Source organism: Polaromonas sp. YR568, assembly GCF_943371715.1.
Taxonomy (GTDB): Bacteria; Pseudomonadota; Gammaproteobacteria; order Burkholderiales; family Burkholderiaceae_C; genus Polaromonas.
Genome location: NZ_CALRVW010000018.1, coordinates 1 through 17,358 on the forward strand (window position 1 = coordinate 1; position 17,358 = coordinate 17,358).

Annotated in this window: 15 protein-coding genes and 1 tRNA gene; 5 read left to right on the plus strand and 11 right to left on the minus strand. The window is 65.1% G+C overall.

Features of this window, described 5'->3' with window-relative positions; all coding sequences use genetic code 11:
* Together AAG813_RS13515 and AAG813_RS13520 are read left to right on the plus strand one after the other, a co-directional pair.
* Window positions 1–1,341: sensor histidine kinase N-terminal domain-containing protein (locus tag AAG813_RS13515; RefSeq protein WP_341916069.1), on the plus strand; the 1,341-nt coding region annotated here is incomplete at its 5' end.
* 48 nt (window positions 1,342–1,389) lie between these two features.
* Window positions 1,390–1,797 (plus strand): S4 domain-containing protein, encoded by a 408-nt coding sequence (locus AAG813_RS13520; protein WP_341916070.1) that lies wholly within the window; start codon window positions 1,390–1,392, stop codon window positions 1,795–1,797.
* A gap of 59 nt (window positions 1,798–1,856) precedes the next feature.
* Here AAG813_RS13520 and AAG813_RS13525 read toward each other — a convergent pair whose 3' ends face one another.
* The 11 genes from AAG813_RS13525 to cysS form a co-directional block, all read right to left on the minus strand.
* The gene (locus AAG813_RS13525) at window positions 1,857–4,460 is read right to left on the minus strand and encodes a TRAP transporter permease (RefSeq protein ID WP_341916071.1); all 2,604 of its coding nucleotides are present in this window, start codon (window positions 4,458–4,460) and stop codon (window positions 1,857–1,859) included.
* 125 nt (window positions 4,461–4,585) lie between these two features.
* Window positions 4,586–5,572, minus strand: coding sequence for a TAXI family TRAP transporter solute-binding subunit (locus AAG813_RS13530; protein ID WP_341916072.1), 987 nt, complete (start codon window positions 5,570–5,572; stop codon window positions 4,586–4,588).
* Between the two features lie 31 nt (window positions 5,573–5,603).
* A complete protein-coding gene (locus tag AAG813_RS13535; protein WP_341916073.1) occupies window positions 5,604–6,944 on the minus strand; it encodes an aspartate aminotransferase family protein in 1,341 nt (446 codons plus the stop codon).
* Window positions 6,945–6,949: 5 nt separating this feature from the next.
* Window positions 6,950–7,858, minus strand: coding sequence for a MurR/RpiR family transcriptional regulator (locus tag AAG813_RS13540; RefSeq protein WP_341916074.1), 909 nt, complete (start codon window positions 7,856–7,858; stop codon window positions 6,950–6,952).
* A gap of 82 nt (window positions 7,859–7,940) precedes the next feature.
* Window positions 7,941–8,264: an I78 family peptidase inhibitor gene (locus AAG813_RS13545; protein ID WP_341916075.1), complete on the minus strand. Its 324-nt coding sequence runs from the start codon at window positions 8,262–8,264 to the stop codon at window positions 7,941–7,943.
* 137 nt (window positions 8,265–8,401) lie between these two features.
* Window positions 8,402–8,494: transfer RNA gene (locus AAG813_RS13550), tRNA-Ser, on the minus strand.
* Window positions 8,495–8,546: 52 nt separating this feature from the next.
* Entirely contained in the window at window positions 8,547–9,821 is a 1,275-nt protein-coding gene (locus AAG813_RS13555; protein ID WP_341916076.1) for an aspartate kinase, read from the minus strand.
* A 115-nt stretch (window positions 9,822–9,936) separates the two neighbouring features.
* Entirely contained in the window at window positions 9,937–10,896 is a 960-nt protein-coding gene (gene tilS, locus AAG813_RS13560) for a tRNA lysidine(34) synthetase TilS (protein WP_341916077.1), read from the minus strand.
* 32 nt (window positions 10,897–10,928) lie between these two features.
* Window positions 10,929–11,906, minus strand: a complete 978-nt coding sequence (locus AAG813_RS13565) for an acetyl-CoA carboxylase carboxyltransferase subunit alpha (protein WP_096669818.1) — start codon at window positions 11,904–11,906, stop codon at window positions 10,929–10,931.
* Between the two features lie 23 nt (window positions 11,907–11,929).
* Complete coding sequence (locus tag AAG813_RS13570; RefSeq protein WP_341916078.1) at window positions 11,930–12,628, minus strand: DNA-3-methyladenine glycosylase 2 family protein; 699 nt, start codon at window positions 12,626–12,628, stop codon at window positions 11,930–11,932.
* A 55-nt stretch (window positions 12,629–12,683) separates the two neighbouring features.
* On the minus strand, window positions 12,684–14,060 hold the full coding sequence (gene cysS, locus AAG813_RS13575) for a cysteine--tRNA ligase (RefSeq protein WP_341916079.1): 1,377 nt from the start codon (window positions 14,058–14,060) through the stop codon (window positions 12,684–12,686).
* A 244-nt stretch (window positions 14,061–14,304) separates the two neighbouring features.
* On the opposite strand from cysS, the gene AAG813_RS13580 reads away from it, so the two are divergent.
* From AAG813_RS13580 to AAG813_RS13590, 3 genes are all read left to right on the plus strand, one after another.
* Window positions 14,305–15,396, plus strand: coding sequence for a tetratricopeptide repeat protein (locus tag AAG813_RS13580; RefSeq protein ID WP_341916080.1), 1,092 nt, complete (start codon window positions 14,305–14,307; stop codon window positions 15,394–15,396).
* Window positions 15,397–15,465: 69 nt separating this feature from the next.
* Complete coding sequence (locus AAG813_RS13585) at window positions 15,466–16,752, plus strand: L,D-transpeptidase family protein (RefSeq protein ID WP_341916081.1); 1,287 nt, start codon at window positions 15,466–15,468, stop codon at window positions 16,750–16,752.
* Window positions 16,749–17,357, plus strand: coding sequence for a peptidylprolyl isomerase (locus AAG813_RS13590; RefSeq protein WP_341916082.1), 609 nt, complete (start codon window positions 16,749–16,751; stop codon window positions 17,355–17,357). Before AAG813_RS13585 ends, AAG813_RS13590 begins: the two co-directional genes overlap by 4 nt.
* Window position 17,358 lies beyond the last annotated feature (1 nt).

The window sequence follows — 17,358 nt, forward strand, 5'->3', positions numbered from 1 at the left end:
CTCAACACGGCCAGCCTGTACAGCCAGGCGCTGGGCGCGGTCAACACCGCCTATGACCGCACGCTGCTCGCTTCAGCCAAATCGATCGGTGAGCAGCTGGACGTGAGCGGCTACGACGGGCAGTCGGAGCTGCGCGTAACCGTGCCGTATGCGGCGCTCGAAGCCTTCGAGGCCGACAACCAGAGCCGGCTTTTTTACCGGGTGTCCAGCCTCAACGGCGAAATGGTCTCGGGTTATGCCCAGCTGCCTTTCTGGCGCGGCCGCATTCCGGCCAAACCGCCCTACGCCGCGCTGGTTGATTTTTACGACGATGTGTATGCGGGCGACGCGGTGCGTGTCGCCGTTTTGCTGCAGCCGGTGGCCAGCCCGAACGGGCGCGGAATGGCCGTCATCCAGGTGGCAGAAACGCTGGAGCTGCGCACCACGCTGGCGCGAAAAATCCTTTTCGACACCCTGTGGCGCCAGGCGCTGCTGCTGGCCGTGATCGCCCTGGTGGCCGTGGTGGTGGTGCAGCGCGCCACGCGTCCGGTGCGCCGCCTCAGCGCCGAACTGCAGGCGCGGCCCGAGGGCGACCTGACAGCGATCGCGGCGCCGGATGCACCGCGCGAACTGCTGCCGCTGGTCGACGCCACCAACGAAGTCATGGGCCGGCTGCAACACCTGCTGGACAACCAGAAACGTTTTGTGCGCGACGCCGCGCACCAGCTACGCACCCCGCTGGCGGTATTGAAGGTGCAGGTGCAATCGGCGCTGCACGGCGACATGGACGCCCAGGCGGCGCTGGCCGAAATCAATCAGACCGTAGACCGCGCCACACTGTTGGCCAACCAGATGCTGGCGCTGGCCAAGGTCGAGCAGTTGCGTCAGCAGGCGGACCTGGGGCCGGTGGACATGGACGCCATCGTGCGTGCCGTCGCGCTGGACCTGGCGCCGCTGATCGCCGAGAAGGACCTGGACTTCGACATCGAAACCAGCGCGGCCAGCGTCAATGCCCACGAATGGATGCTGGGCGAACTCTGCCGCAACCTGCTGCACAACGCGATCAAGCACAGCCAGCGCGGCGGCTCGCTGTCGGTGCGGCTCGTCACCGACAGCCAGTACTTGGCCCTGACCGTCAGCGACAGCGGCCCCGGCATTTCGGGCGAACTGGCAACACGCCTGTACCAGCCGTTTTCGGCCGGCAATGTGCGCCACGGCTCGGGCCTGGGCCTGGCGATCTGCCGCGAGATCACCCAGGCGCTGGGCGGCAGCATCACGCTGGAAAACCGCGAAGACCATGGGCGTATTGCCGGGCTGGACGCCACCGTGCGCCTGCCGCTGGTACACAATAACAGTCAATGAACCACCGGTTTCCTCTTCTCTGGCATGGCGGCGCACGCGGGGTTACCCATGCGTCTTGACAAGTGGTTGTGGGCCGCGCGTTTCTACAAGACCCGCTCGCTGGCGAGCGACGAAATCGGCAAAAGCCGCGTGCAGGTCAACGGCCAGGACGCCAAGCCTGCACGGGAAGTGAAAGCCGGCGACACGGTGGCGATGCGACAGGGTCCGGTCACCCGCACCGTGCTGGTCCGGGGCCTGAGCCAGCAGCGCGGGCCGGCGCCGGTGGCGCACCAGCTCTACGAAGAAACGCCGGAAAGCATCCAGCTGCGGGAAGCGGCGGCCGAGCAACGCCGGCTGAACCATGAGCCGGCCGGCAGCCTGGAGCACGGCCGCCCCACCAAACGCGACCGGCGCTCGCTGGACAAGGCCCAGGACAAGGCCTGGGGCGACCGTTGGAGCGCCTCGATCGACTCCTGAAACGCTCCTTTTTTGGTAGCTGGTTGCGTCCACCCTACAAGGGCTGAAAGCCTATTTTTTTATAAAGAAGAGGCTGCGGCAGCTGGCGGCAACGGATCGCTGCCACGACGTATGCGCCTGCCCTGGGACCACCAGACCAGCAGGGCCAGCAACAACGCGGGCAAGTAGAACCAGTGCGCCGTGGGCCGGTCGGTCGGCACCTTGATGGCGGTCACGTCCCAGCCCTGCTCCACCCCGGCCTTGGCGGCGCGTGAACCGAACTTGGCCTGGCCGATCTGCAGCGTGTCACCCAGCGGCACCAGTTGCAGGCCGGCGTCGGCCAGGCGCTTGCGCCCTTCCGGGCCCTTGTCGCCAAGCTGGACCGCCACCGTCTTGACGATCTCGCGGCCTTCCAGCGTGGTGCCGCGCGTGACCATCACGACGCGGCCCCCGCTGTCCACATTGCGCGCGATCTCGAACACCTCGGTTGGCTTGGCGTCGCGGTACTCGGGCGCAAGCTGGTCCATGAAAAAGTCCGGGCGGAACAGCAGGATCACCGCCACCAGCAGCGCCGCGGTTTCCCACCAGCGGTTCCTGATGCGGAACCAGTGCATGGTGACGGCGGCAAACAGCAAGGTGGCCAGAATGCTGGCCGACACGATGCAGAAGAAGGAGAACGCCCCGCCGACATCGATCAGCAGCAACTGCGGATTGAAGATCCAGATGAAGGGCAGGATCACCGTGCGCAGCGCATAGATGGCGCCCTGGATGCCGGTCTCTATCGCGTCTTCTCCCGAGATGGCGGCCGCCGCGAAAGTGGCCAGCCCCACCGGGGGCGTGATGTCCCCCATGATGCCGTAATAGAAAACGAACAGGTGCACCGCGATCAGCGGAATCACCAGCCCCGACTGCGCGCCGAGGTCCACCACCACCGGCGCCATCAGCGTGGCCACCAGCACGTAGTTGGCGGTGGTCGGCACACCCAGGCCCAGCACCAGGCAGGAAAACGCGATGAACAGCAGCATGACGATCACATTGCCCTGCGACACAAACTCGACGAACTCCGTCATGCGCAGGCCCAGGCCGGTGAGTGTGATGCCGCCGACGATGATGCCGGCGGTTGCCGTGGCCACGCCGATGCCGATCATGTTGCGCGAGCCGTCGTGAAAACCGTCGACCACCGAACGCCAGCCCTCGTGCCAGGCGTCCGGCGTGCGGGTACGGCGCAACCAGTCGATCAGCGGACGCTGCGACAGCATCAGCACCACGAGGATGGTGGCGGCCCAGAAAGCCGCCAGAGCCGGCGACATCTCCTCGACCATCAGGCACCAGATCAGCGTGCCGATGGGAATGAGGAAGTGCAGACCCGCGCGCACGGTGGGCCAGGTGGCCAGCGCCTTGGGATGGTCGATGTCGATGTCCTGCGCCAGGTCGGGGCTACGCGCCGCCTGGTGCAGGCACACGCCATAAAGCGCCATCACCGCCAGCACGATGACATAGGGTGCGGCGCCACCCAGCATGGCTTTCATGCCTTCGAACAGGTAGTACAAGGACCCAATCACGATGATGCTGCCGGAGATACCGAAGGCATTGCGCAGCACGCGGTCGCGCAGCGGCTTGGGTTCACGCCGGATGATGGGCTGCATGCCCATTTTCAGCGCTTCCAGGTGCACGATGTAGAACAGGCCGAGGTAGGACAGGATGGCCGGCAGGAAGGCATGGCGCACGATGTCCGAATACGGGATGCCGACATACTCGACCATCAGGAAGGCGGCCGCCCCCATCACCGGCGGCATGATCTGCCCGTCCACCGAGGACATGGTTTCGATGGCGCCGGCCTTCACGCCGCCGTAACCCGCCTTCTTCATGAGGGGAATGGTGAAGATGCCGCCCGAGACCACGTTGGACACCGACGAACCGGAGATCATGCCGTTGAGGGCCGACGACACCACCGCCACCTTGGCCGGCCCGCCGCGCAGGTGGCCGAGCGCCGCAAAACTCACCTGCATCATGTAGTTGCCGCCGCCGGCGCGATCCAGCAAGGCGCCGAACAGCACATACACAAAAATGGTGCCGGCCGACACGCCCAGCGCGATGCCGTACACACCCTCGGTGGTCAGCCACATGTGCGAGACCAGCCGGTTCAACGAGGCGCCGCGGTGGGACAACACGTCGGGCAGCCAGGGACCGAGCATGCTGTAGGCCACGAAAACCACGGCCAGGGCCGCCATCGGCCAGCCGACAGCACGGCGTGTCGCCTCCAGCAGCAGCACCATGCCGGCGCTGGCCACCACCACATCCATCGTCGTCGGCTGGCCGGGACGGGTGGCGATCTGGGCATAAAACAGCATGATGTAGGCGCCCGCAAACGCAGCCAGCAGCGCCAGCACCCAATCCAGCACCGGCACGTGGTCCCGCGGCGAGCTGCGCAGCGCAGGCCAGGCCAGGAACGCGAGGAACAGCGCGAAGCCCAGGTGGATGGCGCGTGCTTCGGTGTCGTTGAGGATGCCAAAGCCCAGCGCAAACGGCAGCGGCGAGGCATACCAGTACTGGAACAGCGCCCAGATGAGCGCGACGGAAAAAATGATGCCCGCGGTAACGCCCGTCGGCTTGCGCCCGCCGGTATCCACCTCGGCGACGAGTTGCTGCAGCGCTTCAGGCGCCTTTTCGATATCGGTTGCCATGGTCATCCTTCAGGAACAGGAAGTCGCTTGCACGAGCTTCAAAAAAAAAGGGCGAAGTCCACTCCGCCCTTTTCTGGCTGGCAAGCCGCACCGGGCGCGGCTTGCAGCTGGCGTGCTGCGCCGGATTACTTGATCCAGCCCTTTTCCTTGTAGTAACGCACGGCACCTTCATGCAGCGGCGCGCTCAGGCCATCCTTGACCATGTTCTGCGGGTTCAGGTTGGCCAGGGCCGGGTGCAGTTTCTTGAACTCGTCGAAGTTCTCGAACAGGGCCTTGGTCACCTGGTACACCGTCTCGGGCGACGTCTTGGCCGAGGTCACGACCGTGGCCAGCACGCCGTAAGTGGCGGTGGGCTGCGGGTTGTTCGGGTACAGGCCGCCGGGAATCGTGACTTTGGCGTAATAAGGTTTGTCGGCCACCAGTTTGTCGACCACCGGACCGGTCAGCGACACCAGCTTGGCACCGCAGGTGGTGGTGGGGTCCTGGATATTGGCTGAAGGATGGCCCACGCCATAGAAGAAGCCGTCGATTTTGCCGTCGCACAGGGCCGGGCCGTGTTCGTCGGCCTTGAGTTCGGATGCCAGCGAGAAATCACCAAGCTTCCAGCCCATCGCGGCGAGCAGCTCTTCCATCGATGAACGTGTGCCGGAGCCGGGGTTGCCGACGTTGAAGCGTTTGCCCTTGAAGTCCTCGAACTTCGTGATGTTGGCTTCCTTGCGCGCCACCACGGTGAAGGGCTCGGGGTGCACCGCGAACACGGCGCGCAGGTCGCTGTAGGCGCCATCCTTGTACTGGCCCAGGCCCTTGACGGCGTTGTACTGCACGTCCGACTGCGTGAAGCCGAAGTCCAGTTCGCCGGCCTTGATGGTGTTGACGTTGAACACCGAGCCGCCGGTGGACTCGACCGAGCAGCGGATGCCATGTTTCGCGCGGTCCTTGTTGACCAGGCGGCAAATGGCGCCGCCGGCGGCGTAATACACACCGGTGACACCACCGGTGCCTATGGTCACGAATTTCTGCTGGGCAACGGCCGGCGCAGACATCATGGCCGCAGCCATGGCCACAGCGGCACTCGCGGTGCTCAGGGCACTCAACGCAAACTTCTTGCTCATATCAGTTTCTCCAGGTTGTAAAACTTGTTGTTCAAGCCGCGGCGATGGCGGCATCCATGGCCGAACCCAGGCGCTCCACCACCATCGTCAGTTCGGATTCGCTGCTGATGAACGGTGGCGCCAGCAGGACATGGTCACCATAACGACCATCGACGGTGCCGCCCATCGGGTAAACCATCAAGCCGCGCGCCATCGCCTCCTTCTTGATGCGTGCATGCACTTTGCGTGCCGGATCAAACGGGGTCTTCGTCGCGCGGTCCTGCACCAGCTCGATGCCCCAGAACAAACCGCGGCCGCGGATGTCCCCGACATGGGGATGTTCGCCCCAGCTGCCCTGCATCAGCGTCTGCAAAAAGGCGCCCCGTGCGCGCACCTGGGCCATGAGCTGGTCGCGCTCGAACACCTGCTGCACGGCGAGCGCCGCCGCACAGGCGATCGCGTGGCCGAGGTAGGTGTGGCCATGCTGGAAAAAGCCTGAGCCCTCCCGCATCGCATCGACAACTTTCTTCTGCGCCAGCACCGCACCGATCGGCTGGTAGCCGCCGCCCAGGCCCTTGGCCACAGCCAGCAGGTCGGGCGACACGCCCTCCTGCTCGCACGCATGCAGGGTGCCGGTGCGGCCCATGCCGCACATCACTTCATCGAGGATCAGCAACACGCCGTAGCGGTCGCAGACTTCGCGCACCGCCTTGAAATAACCCGGCACCGGCGTCAGCACGCCGGCGGTCGCACCACCCACGGTTTCGGCAATGAAGGCGATCACGCGGTCTGCGCCTTTTTCCAGGATGGCGTGCTCGAGTTCCTGGGCCAGGCGCTGGCCATAATGCTCCGGCGTTTCGCCGGCCTGTTGTTCGCGGTAGGGATAACAGGGCGACACATGGGTGGCCGGCATCAGGATGGGCGCGAACGGTTCGCGCCGCCACTGGTTGCCGCCTATGGCCAGCGCGCCCAGGGTGTTGCCGTGGTAACTCTGCCTGCGCGCGATGAAATGCGTGCGCTGCGGCTGGCCGATCTCGACGAAATACTGGCGCGCCATCTTCAGCGTGGCCTCCATCGCCTCCGAGCCGCCGCTGACGAAATACACGTGGCTCATGCCCGGCGGTGCCGTCCGGATCAGCTGGGCGGCCAGGGTTTCGGCCACTTCGGTGGTGAAAAAGCTGGTGTGGGCATACGCCAGCTTGTCGATCTGCGCGTGCATGGCGGCCAGCACATCGGGATGGCCATGACCCAGGCAGGACACCGCCGCGCCGCCCGAGGCATCGATATACGACTTGCCATCGGCATCGGTCAGGTACACCCCCCGGCCGCTGACAGCCACCGGCGGCGTGTGCTGCAGCTGGCGATGAAAGACATGGGTGGCGGCTGCAGGCATGGTGCTTATTTCCTTGATGAAGAAGAAGTCATGGGCCGGCCGGTGGCGGCCTTGTCGGCGCGTTCGTCCCAGTACGCGCCCTCGCTGTCCAGGCGATCCTGCCGGGTTTGCAGGTGGGCCAGCACCTTGCGGCCGCCGCGCACCGCCACGGCGGCGGCCAGCGCTTCGGTCAATGCCAGGGCACCGACCATGGAATGGAAATACGAGGGGCTGTCGGTACGGAACAGCAGCGTGTGGGTGGCTGACCGGGCGATCGGCGACAGGGCGCTGTCCGTCAGGGCCAGCACGTCGGCGCCCTGTGCCCGCGCCTTCACCACGGCCTCCACCGTCTGGCGCGTGTAGGCGGCGGCAGAAGTCACCACCAGCAGGTCCCCCGGGCCGATGTCGCCGATCTGGTCGGTCAGCGTGCCGCCCAGGCCCTGCACCAGCACGCCGTTGGACGCCAGCAAGCCATAGGTGTAATGCAGGTGCAGCGCCAGGCCATGGCTGGCGCGCAGGCCCAGAAAATAAACGCGCCGCGCCTTGAGCATGGCGTCAGCCGCGGCCTCCAGCTGCGCCGTCTGGTTCAGCCCGCTGACGGACGCGGTGTTGGCGTGTTGCGTTTCATTGAGCAGCGCCAGCCAGTCCTTGTCATGCCGCGCGCTGGCCTGCAGCACTTCGGCCCGCCCGGCGTAACCGGCCTGCGCGGAAAAAGACTCCTGGCAGAGATGCTTGATCGCCTCAAAGCCCTGGAAACCCAGGGCCTGCGACAGCCGGCTCAGGGTCGCCGGCGCGACCCCGGCCCGGCGCGCACATTCACGCATGGAATGCAGCGCCACCTCGCGCGGATGCGCCTCGAGCCAGCGCGCCGCACGGAGCAGCTCCGGACTCAGGCCGTCAAGCGGGAGGTTGGCAAACAGTGAGGAAGTCGACATGAAACATTTGTATCAGTATTTCGAAAAATATAGCACAAGTGGTTCATACAACAAAACAGGCGCGGACCGCGCCCGGCGGTCCTCAGCCGCAGCGCACCCGCCGAATCACGCCGGCAGCGTCAAGCTCGAGGTTGAGCCTCTGGGCGTTGAACTCCATGGTGACGGCCTGGTTGGGACGCAACACCCGCGCCATGTAAGAGCCCGAACGCTGACGCGCTTCCTCGACCACACTCGCCCCCGGCGCCTTGCCGACGGCGAACTGCGCGCCCTGCGCATTGCAGGCCGTCCCCGGGGAAGGTGGCGGCATGGGGCTTGTGCCCGTCGAGGGTGCAACGGGCGCGGCACAGCCGGCAAGAACGGCAAGACAGGCCAGCGTCGCGCTGATCAGGGGGGTCTTCAAGAACATGAGGTCTCCGAAAAGTAAAACGCCACCATAACGTCTGCACCCCGGCGACGCCTGCTTTTTTACGACTGGTTGCGACACGGCGTGCGGCGCCATCTGAGCCAGGACAAAAAAAAGCCACCTTGCGGTGGCTTTTTGTCTGGCGGAAACGGAGGGATTCGAACCCTCGATGAGGCTCTACACCCCATACTCCCTTAGCAGGGGAGCACCTTCGGCCACTCGGTCACGTTTCCTGAATTCTGTCTGAGCCCGGATTATCTCACGACTTGGGCCGCTGTCCAGCGATCAGGGGCTGGCGGCGGGCTGGTCCAGGTCAAAAGCCTTGTGCAAGGCACGCACGGCGAGCTCCATGTACTTCTCGTCGATCACCACCGAGGTCTTGATTTCGCTGGTGGAAATCATCTGGATGTTGATGCCTTCCTCGCTCAGGCAGCGGAACATCTTGCTGGCAATGCCGACATGGCTGCGCATGCCAATGCCGACGATGCTGACCTTGCAGATCTTGGCGTCGCCGGTGATCTCCTGCGCGCCCAGCTTGGGCAGCACCTCGGCCTTGAGCAGGTCGATGGCGCGCGCGTAGTCGTTGCGGTGCACGGTGAAGCTGAAATCGGTCTTGCCGTCCTTGCTGATGTTCTGGATGATCACATCGACTTCGATGTTGGCGTCGGCCACGGCGCCAAGGATCTGGTAGGCAATGCCCGGGGTGTCTGGCACGCCGAGGATGGAGATTTTGGCTTCGTCGCGGTTGAACGCGATGCCCGATACGATGGCTTGTTCCATTTTTTCGTCTTCCTCAAAACTGATCAGGGTGCCGGACTTGGCCTCTTCGTCGATGTCGATGTCCCAGGGCGTGAAGCTCGAGAGCACGCGCAGGGGCACCTTGTACTTGCCCGCAAACTCGACCGAGCGGATCTGCAGCACCTTGGAGCCCATCGATGCCATCTCGAGCATCTCTTCAAAACTCACGGTCTGCAGGCGGCGGGCTTCCGGAACAACACGCGGGTCGGTGGTGTACACGCCGTCCACGTCGGTGTAGATCAGGCACTCATGCGCTTTCATGGCGGCCGCCACGGCCACGGCCGAGGTGTCGGAGCCGCCACGGCCCAACGTGGTGATGTTGCCCAGCTCGTCCATGCCCTGAAAGCCGGTGATGATGACCACCTTGCCGGCGTCCAGGTCGGCGCGCACCCGCTTGTCGTCGATCGACTCGATGCGGGCCTTGGTGTAGGCGCTGTTGGTGCGGATGGGCATCTGCCAGCCGGCGTAACTGACGGCGTCCATGCCCTCTGCCTGCAGCGCGATCGCCAGCAGCGCACTGGAGGCCTGCTCGCCGGTGGCGGCCAGGGCGTCGAGTTCGCGGTGGTAGGCGTCGCTGGCCTTGGCAGGCGCGAGTTCCTTGGCCAGGCCCAGCAGGCGGTTGGTTTCGCCGCTCATGGCACTGGGCACCACCACCATCTGGTGGCCGGCTCTGGCCCACTTGGCCACGCGTTTGGCGACATTGCGGATGCGCTCGGTCGAGCCCATCGAGGTGCCGCCGTATTTATGAACGATCAAAGCCATTGCAGGGTGTCAATCAGGAGTTGGGGATGCGGTCTTTTTTGCTTTTTGGCGGAAAGCGCTGTCAGAAAGCGCCCTGACCGCAGGCCAGCAAAGCCTTTGATTATAGCCAGCGACCTCAGGCGGCCGGCCCGGCGGCATAGTGCAAATGCGCACCCGCCCGTGTCACGTGGCCATTGGCCACCTTCAGGTGAATCCGGTGGCCACGCGTGGTGCAGGCCGCGACCTGCGCCAGCAACTGGTCGAGCTGCGCCGTGCTCGGTGTGGCCTGGTGGGCGTCCAGCAGCCAGTGGCGCAGCGCGTTGGCCTGGCGCGGGCCGGACAGGAGCTGCAGGGCCTTGATCTCGGGGGGGCTGCCCAGCAGTTGCAGGTCTTCGCGCGCCACCTCCAGCAGCACGGCCTGCGCCTGCGCCGCATGCCGGGCACTGCGCGCAAAGGTCTCGCGGAACTGCGGAAAGGCCTGCGCCAGCGCCGGCAGCAGGCGCGCACGGATGCGGTTGCGTGTGAAACGTTCGTCGGTGTTGCTCGGGTCCTCGATGAAGGCCGCGCCGCGCCGCGCGAGCCAGGCACGGATCTCGGGCGCCGGGACCTGCAGCAAGGGGCGGTGGTAGTCCAGACCGTCGCGCTGCCAGTGGGCGGGCATGGCGCTCAGGCCGGGCAGCCCGGCACCGCGGCTCAGCGCCAGCAGGAGGGTCTCGACCTGATCATCGGCATGCTGCGCAAGCGCTATGCTTTTGATAGCTGGTTGCGCCCACGCCTCATGCGCCAGGGCCCGAAATGCTTCGTAACGCGCCTTGCGGGCAGCGTCTTCCGGACTGTCGCCGGGCGCATGCCTGGCCATGACACGCACGACCCTCAAAGGCACGTGCAGCTGCGCGCACACGGCTTCGCAGTGGCTCGCAAATCCGTCGGCCGCGGCCTGCAGGCCGTGGTGCACATGCACCGCCCTCACCTGCCCCTGCCACTTGTCGGCGCAGGCGAGCAGCAGGGCCGTGGAGTCGGCGCCGCCGCTGTAGGCCACGGCCAGCGGCAGCTGGGGTGAAAAGACGCGCAGCGCGTCGTCGACGGTGGTACTCATGACATGCCGGCTATGGGTTGGCCGGCGGGCGCTTATTTCGCGTCGGCCTTGGTGTCGGTGTAGCGGCCATAACTTTGCAGGCGCTCGTAGCGGCGGTCCAGCAGTTCCTTGACCTTGAGGTCGCTGACCTGGCGGAAGGCGTCGTTGAGCGCGCGCTTGAGGAAGGCCGCCATCTGTTTGTGGTCGCGGTGCGCGCCGCCGACCGGCTCATTGACGATCTTGTCGATCACGCCGAGCGCCTTCAGGCGGTGCGCGGTGATGCCCAGGGCTTCGGCGGCTTCCTCGGCTTTTTCCGAGGTTTTCCAGAGGATGGAGGCGCAGCCTTCCGGGCTGATCACCGAGTAGATGGAGTACTGCAGCATCACGACCTGGTCGGCCACGGAGATCGCCAGCGCGCCGCCGGAGCCGCCTTCACCGATGATGGTGGTGATGATGGGCACCTCGAGCTGTGCCATTTCGAAAATGTTGCGGCCGATGGCTTCGGACTGGCCGCGCTCTTCGGCGTCGATGCCGGGGTAGGCGCCCGGGGTGTCGACAAAGGTGAACACCGGCAGCTTGAACTTCTCGGCGGTTTTCATCAGGCGCAGCGCCTTGCGGTAACCCTCGGGCTTGCTCATGCCGAAGTTGCGCAGGCCGCGCTCCTTGGTGTCGCGGCCCTTCTGGTGGCCCAGCACCATGCAGGCCGTGCCGTTGAAGCGCGCCAGGCCGCCCACGATGCTCAGGTCGTCGGAAAAATGCCGGTCGCCGTGCAGCTCGACAAAATCGGTGAACAGTTCGTTGACATAGTCCAGCGTGTAGGGCCGCTCGGGGTGGCGCGCGATCTTGGTGATCTGCCACGGCGTCAGGTCGCTGTAGATGTCCTTGGTGAGCTGCTGGCTCTTTTTGGCGAGCTGGTCGATCTCTTCGGAGATGTCGACCGCCGACTCGGTCTGCACGTAGCGCAGCTCTTCTATTTTTCCTTCGAGCTCCGCAATCGGCTGCTCGAAATCGAGAAATGTCTTTTTGGCCATGGTCTGCTCCTCAGGCTTCTGGATTAGGGTTTCTCGGCACCCAGGACCGGCAAGGGGTCCAGCGAGCGCCAAATATACCAAGTTGCGACGCTGCAAAACGGCGCCCAGGCGGCGGCGACTTCGCGCGCATCGCTGCGGCTGACCGATTCGCCGGAGAAATAGTTCTGGCTGATGCCGTTGATCAGCCCCACATCATCAAGCGGCAACACGTTGGGTCGTGTCAGGTAAAAAATCAGGAACATCTCGGCGGTCCAGCGTCCAATGCCGCGAATCGCCACCAGTTCGGCAATGATGGCCTCGTCGTCCATCGCCGCCCAGTCCTTGACGTGCACCGTGCCGGCGTCGAAGTGGATCGCCAGGTCCACCAGGTACTCGACCTTGCGCGCGCTCAGGCCGGCGGCGCGCATGTCGTCCACCTTGAGCTTGAGCACGTTGCCGGGCGTCATTTTTTTCGGCAACGCATCGAAACGGTGCCAGACCGTCTGCGCCGCCTTCACGGAAATCTGTTGGCCCACGATGCTGCGTGCCAGCGTGCTGAAGGCGTCCCCGCGCGACTGCAGGCAGGCGTCGCCGAATTGCGGAATCAGGCGTTTCATGACCCGGTCTTTCTTGACCAGGTGTTTGCAGGCCTCGGCCCAGTAGCCCGGCACGATGGTCGCAACCGGCTCGGCGACATCGGCCAGTTCGGTGCTGGCCGGGCCGCTTTTTACTATCTTTTTCATAGCTGCTTGCGCCCGTCCGTCAAGGGCTGAAGGCCTTCTTCAGTTGAAATCTTCGTCACGAACCGACCTCCCAGGTCGTTCCGGCCGCTGTATCTTTCAGCACAATGCCGCGTGCCAGCAGGTCCTGGCGGATGCGGTCGGCTTCAGCAAAGTTCTTGCCAGCCTTGGCGGCGGCGCGCTGCGCGATCAGACTCTGGATGGCGGCCTCGTCCAGGCCGGCGCCGGCCTGCAGGAAGGCGGCCGGGTCGTTTTGCAGCAGGCCCAGGCAAGCGCCCAGGGCCTTGAGCAGCCCCGCCAGCTCGGGCGACCGGGTCTTGTTGACCTCGCCGGCCAGGTCGAACAGCACGGCCATCGCCTCGGGCGTGCCGAAATCGTCGTCCATGGCCGCCTTGAAACGGGCGGCAAAGGGCTGCGACCAGTCGATCTCCACCGCGGCCGGCTGCACCAGGTGCAGCGCGGTGTACAGGCGCTTGAGCGCATTGCGCGCATCGTCCAGGTGCGCATCGCTGTAGTTGAGCGCGCTGCGGTAGTGTGCACGCACGATGAAAAAGCGCACGGTTTCCGGGTCGTACTGCGCCAGCACCTCGCGGATGGTGAAGAAGTTGCCCAGGCTTTTGGACATCTTCTCGTTGTCCACCCGCACAAAACCGTTGTGCACCCAGAAACGGGCCAGCGGCTTGCCGTTGGCGCCTTCGCTCTGGGCAATCTCGTTTTCGTGGTGCGGAAACTGCAGGTCGGCGCCGCCGCCGTGGATGTCGAAGGTCTCGCCCAGGGTCTGGCAGCTCATGGCTGAACATTCGATGTGCCAGCCCGGCCGGCCCTTGCCGTAACGGCTGTCCCACTGGGCATCGGCGGGTTCGGTCGGTTTGGCTGCTTTCCACAGCACAAAATCGAGCGGGTCTTCCTTGCCGTCCAGCACGGCGACACGCTCACCGGCGCGCAGCTCGTCGAGCGACTTGCCGGACAGCTTGCCGTAGCCTTCGAACTTGCGCACCGCGTAGTTCACGTCGCCGTTGTCCGAGCGGTAGGCCAGGCCTTTTTGCTCCAGCGTCGCGATCATGCCCAGCATCTGCGGCACGTATTCGGTAGCGCGTGGCTCCAGCGTGGGCGGCTCGATACCAAGCGCGCCGATGTCCTGGTGCATGGCGGTGATCATCTCGTCGGTCAGCGCCCGGATGGTGATGCCGCGCTCGACCGCGCGCTTGATGATCTTGTCGTCGATGTCGGTGATGTTGCGCACATAGGTGACCTGGTAGCCACTGACCTTGAGCCAGCGCTGGATCACGTCGAAGGCCATCATCATGCGTGCATGGCCGATGTGGCACAGGTCGTAAATCGTCATGCCGCACACATACATGCGCACCTGGCCGGGAACCAGGGGCGAAAAATCCTCTACGGCACGCGTCAACGTGTTGTAAATGCGAAGGCTCATGAAAAGTCTGGGTGTTCAGTCTGGCTGGAATCGCCGGAACCGGAAGGGGGCGCGGGAGCGGGGGCGGGTCATCAGGTGCATCGGCAAGGGGGAAAGCGGCTCCGGAAGAGGGAGCTTAAACTATACCCCTCAGATACAATCGTCCAGTATAGCCAGCCAGGAAGAGCCCATGCAGCACGCTGCACAGCCGGCTTCTTCAGTTTCTGCCTGATACCAGCCACTCCACATGCGTTCCAGAGGAAATATGTCCAAGTCAGCTAATTTTTCAAACCAGGCGCTGCCGACTGCCCTGCGCTTGCTGGCTCTGGTCGCGGCCCTGTGTGTGCCGCCCGCACATGCCGACGAGTACACCGAAGTCAACACCCTCGTGCGCGCCGGGCAGCTGGGCGAAGCCATGGCCAGGGCCGACAAGTACCTGGCGACCAAGCCGCGCGACCCGCAGATGCGTTTCATCAAGGGCGTGATCCAGACCGAAGCCGGCAAACCGGCTGACGCGATCACCACCTTCACCAAGATCACGCAGGACTACCCGGAGCTGCCCGAGCCCTACAACAACCTGGCCGTGCTGTATGCCGGCCAGAACCAGTTCGACAAGGCCAGGGCCGCCCTCGAAATGGCCATACGCACCAACCCGAGCTACGCCACCGCGCATGAAAACCTCGGCGACGTGTATGCCAAGCTGGCCAGCCAGGCCTACAGCAAGGCGTTGCAGCTCGACGGCGGCAACAGTGCCGTGCCCCCCAAGCTGGCACTTATCCGCACCCTGTTCACGCCGGAGTCCAAGGCCCAGAAGCCGGCTGCGACGACACCCACCGCACCCGCCGTGACGGCCCAGACACCGGCCGCGCCGGCCAAACCTGCGGCCGTAGCCCCCGCAGTACCTGCAGCCCCTGCGCCTGCTCCGGTGACACCCGCCGCGCCCGTAGCACCCGCCCCTGCGGCACCCGCCGCCCCGGTGTCGTCGCCCGCGCCGGCCGCTGCCACACCGGTCAGCGCCGCCGAAAAGGAAGTTGAAAGCGCCGTCAGGGCCTGGGCCAGCGCCTGGTCCGGCAAGGACATGACCGCTTACCTGGCCGCCTACGCCAAGGACTTCGACACCCCGGGCAACCAGTCGCGCAAGGCCTGGGAAGAAGAGCGGCGCAGCCGCATCGTCGGCAAGTCCAAAATCAGCGTGAAGATCAACAACCTGGCGGTCGACGTCAAGGGCAGCAAGGCCACCGCCAAATTCAGGCAGGACTACAGCGCCGATGCGCTCAACATCTCCAGCCGCAAGACGCTGGACATGACCAGGGCCGGCGAACGCTGGCTCATCGTCAGGGAATCCACCGGCGGCTGATGGCAGGGACCTGCGTGCGCCCCCCTTGGCACTTGTCTGACATTTTTCACGGCCCCTGACCCCTCACCCATGCAACGGGCATCCGCCACCCTCCTCGTCACGGCACTGTCGGTGATGTGCGGCTCCGCCCTGGCCCAGAGCGTGGACAAGCGCAAGCCCCCCGCAGCCACCGCTTCATCCGGCGGCACAGCGGCCGACAAACGCAGTGCAGCGCCCTCCCGCGCAGCCGTGCGGCCGGCGGTCAAGGACGGCGAAGCCGAAGCCCGCCTGATCGAGATCTACAAACTGGCCGGCCAGGCCAAGGGGCGCGAGGCGCTGGTCAAGGCCGAGCGTCTGGTCCATGACCACCCCAACTTCCAGCTGGCCCAGCTGGTTTATGGCGACCTGCTGGCCGCCCGCTCGCGCCCGCTGCGCGCGATGGGGGATGTGTCTGAGGGCGCTGCCAAAGCCGGGGCCAGCACGCTGGCCGAGTTGCGCCAGGAATCCCTGATGCGGCTGAAGGCGCTGCGCGAGCGGCCGGCGCCGGGCACCATTCCCTCGCAGTTTCTGGCGCTGTCGCCGCGCAACAAACATGCGATCGCGGTGGACGCCTCGCGGGCCCGGCTCTACCTGTTTGAAAACACCGCCACCGGTCTCAAGCTGGTGAGCGACTACTACATCTCGGTGGGGAAATCCGGCATCGAAAAATCCGTCGAGGGTGATTCGCGGACCCCGCTGGGGATTTATTTCGTCACCAGCAACCTGGACCCGAAGTCGCTGAAAGACTTTTACGGCTCGGGCGCCCTGCCCATCAACTACCCCAATGCGCTGGACCTCAAGCGCGGCAAGACCGGCAGCGGCATCTGGCTGCACGGCACGCCGCCGGCACAGTTTTCGCGCGCTCCCCTGGCCAGCGACGGCTGCGTGGTGCTGGCCAATCCGGATCTGGAGCGCATCATCCGTACCGTGGAAGTGCGCACCACCCCGGTGGTGATTGCGCAAAGCCTGCAGTGGGTGGCCCCACACAGCATCAAGGCCGACAGCAAGTCGTTTGAAGAGGCACTGAACAGCTGGCACCAGGCCAAATCGGTCGGCGACCTGGCCACCCTCACCAGCCTGTACAGCAGCGACTTCAGCAGTTACGGCAAGACCCGCGACGACTGGACGGCCCAGCTGCGTACCGAAGCCGGCAAACAGCGCGGTCGCTCGGTGCAACTCAAGGACCTGTCCTACCTGCGCTGGACCGACAGCACCGATACCATGGTGGTAACCTTTGGCGAGGTGCTCAGCGGCTCGCGCACCGGCCCAGTCCGGCGCCAGTACTGGATGCGCCAGGGCAAGCAATGGAAAATATTTTTTGAAGGAGTGATTGGATGACTTTCAGCAACAAGGCCATCGGCCGGCGCGCCTGTCTGGCGATCGCAACGCTGGCGCTGCTGGCCGGGCAGGCCTGGGCGCAAGGTGCGGCCGGCGCACCCAGGGTCAGGTTTGCGACCAGCGCCGGCGATTTCGTCGTCGAGGTCTATCCCGACAAGGCGCCGAAAACGGTCGCCAATTTTCTTCAGTACGTCCGCGACAAGCACTACGACGGCACGGTGTTTCACCGCGTGATCGACAACTTCATGGTCCAGGGCGGCGGCTTCGATGCCAGCTATGCGCAAAAGCCGACACGGCCACCGGTGGTGCACGAGGGGCGCGAAGCACTGGCCAAAGGCGGCGATAAAAACGTGGTCGGCACGTTGGCCATGGCGCGCACCAACGACCCGGACTCGGCCTCATCGCAGTTTTTCATCAATGTCAGGGACAACGACTTCCTGAACCCGAGCGCCCAGTCCCCGGGCTACACGGTGTTCGGCAAGGTGGTCAGCGGCATGGACGTGGTCGGCAAGATCAAGGCCACGCCCACCGGCCCGGGCGGCCCCTTCCCGAGTGACGTGCCCCGGACACCCATCCTCATCAACTCTGCAACCCTGGTCAAATAAA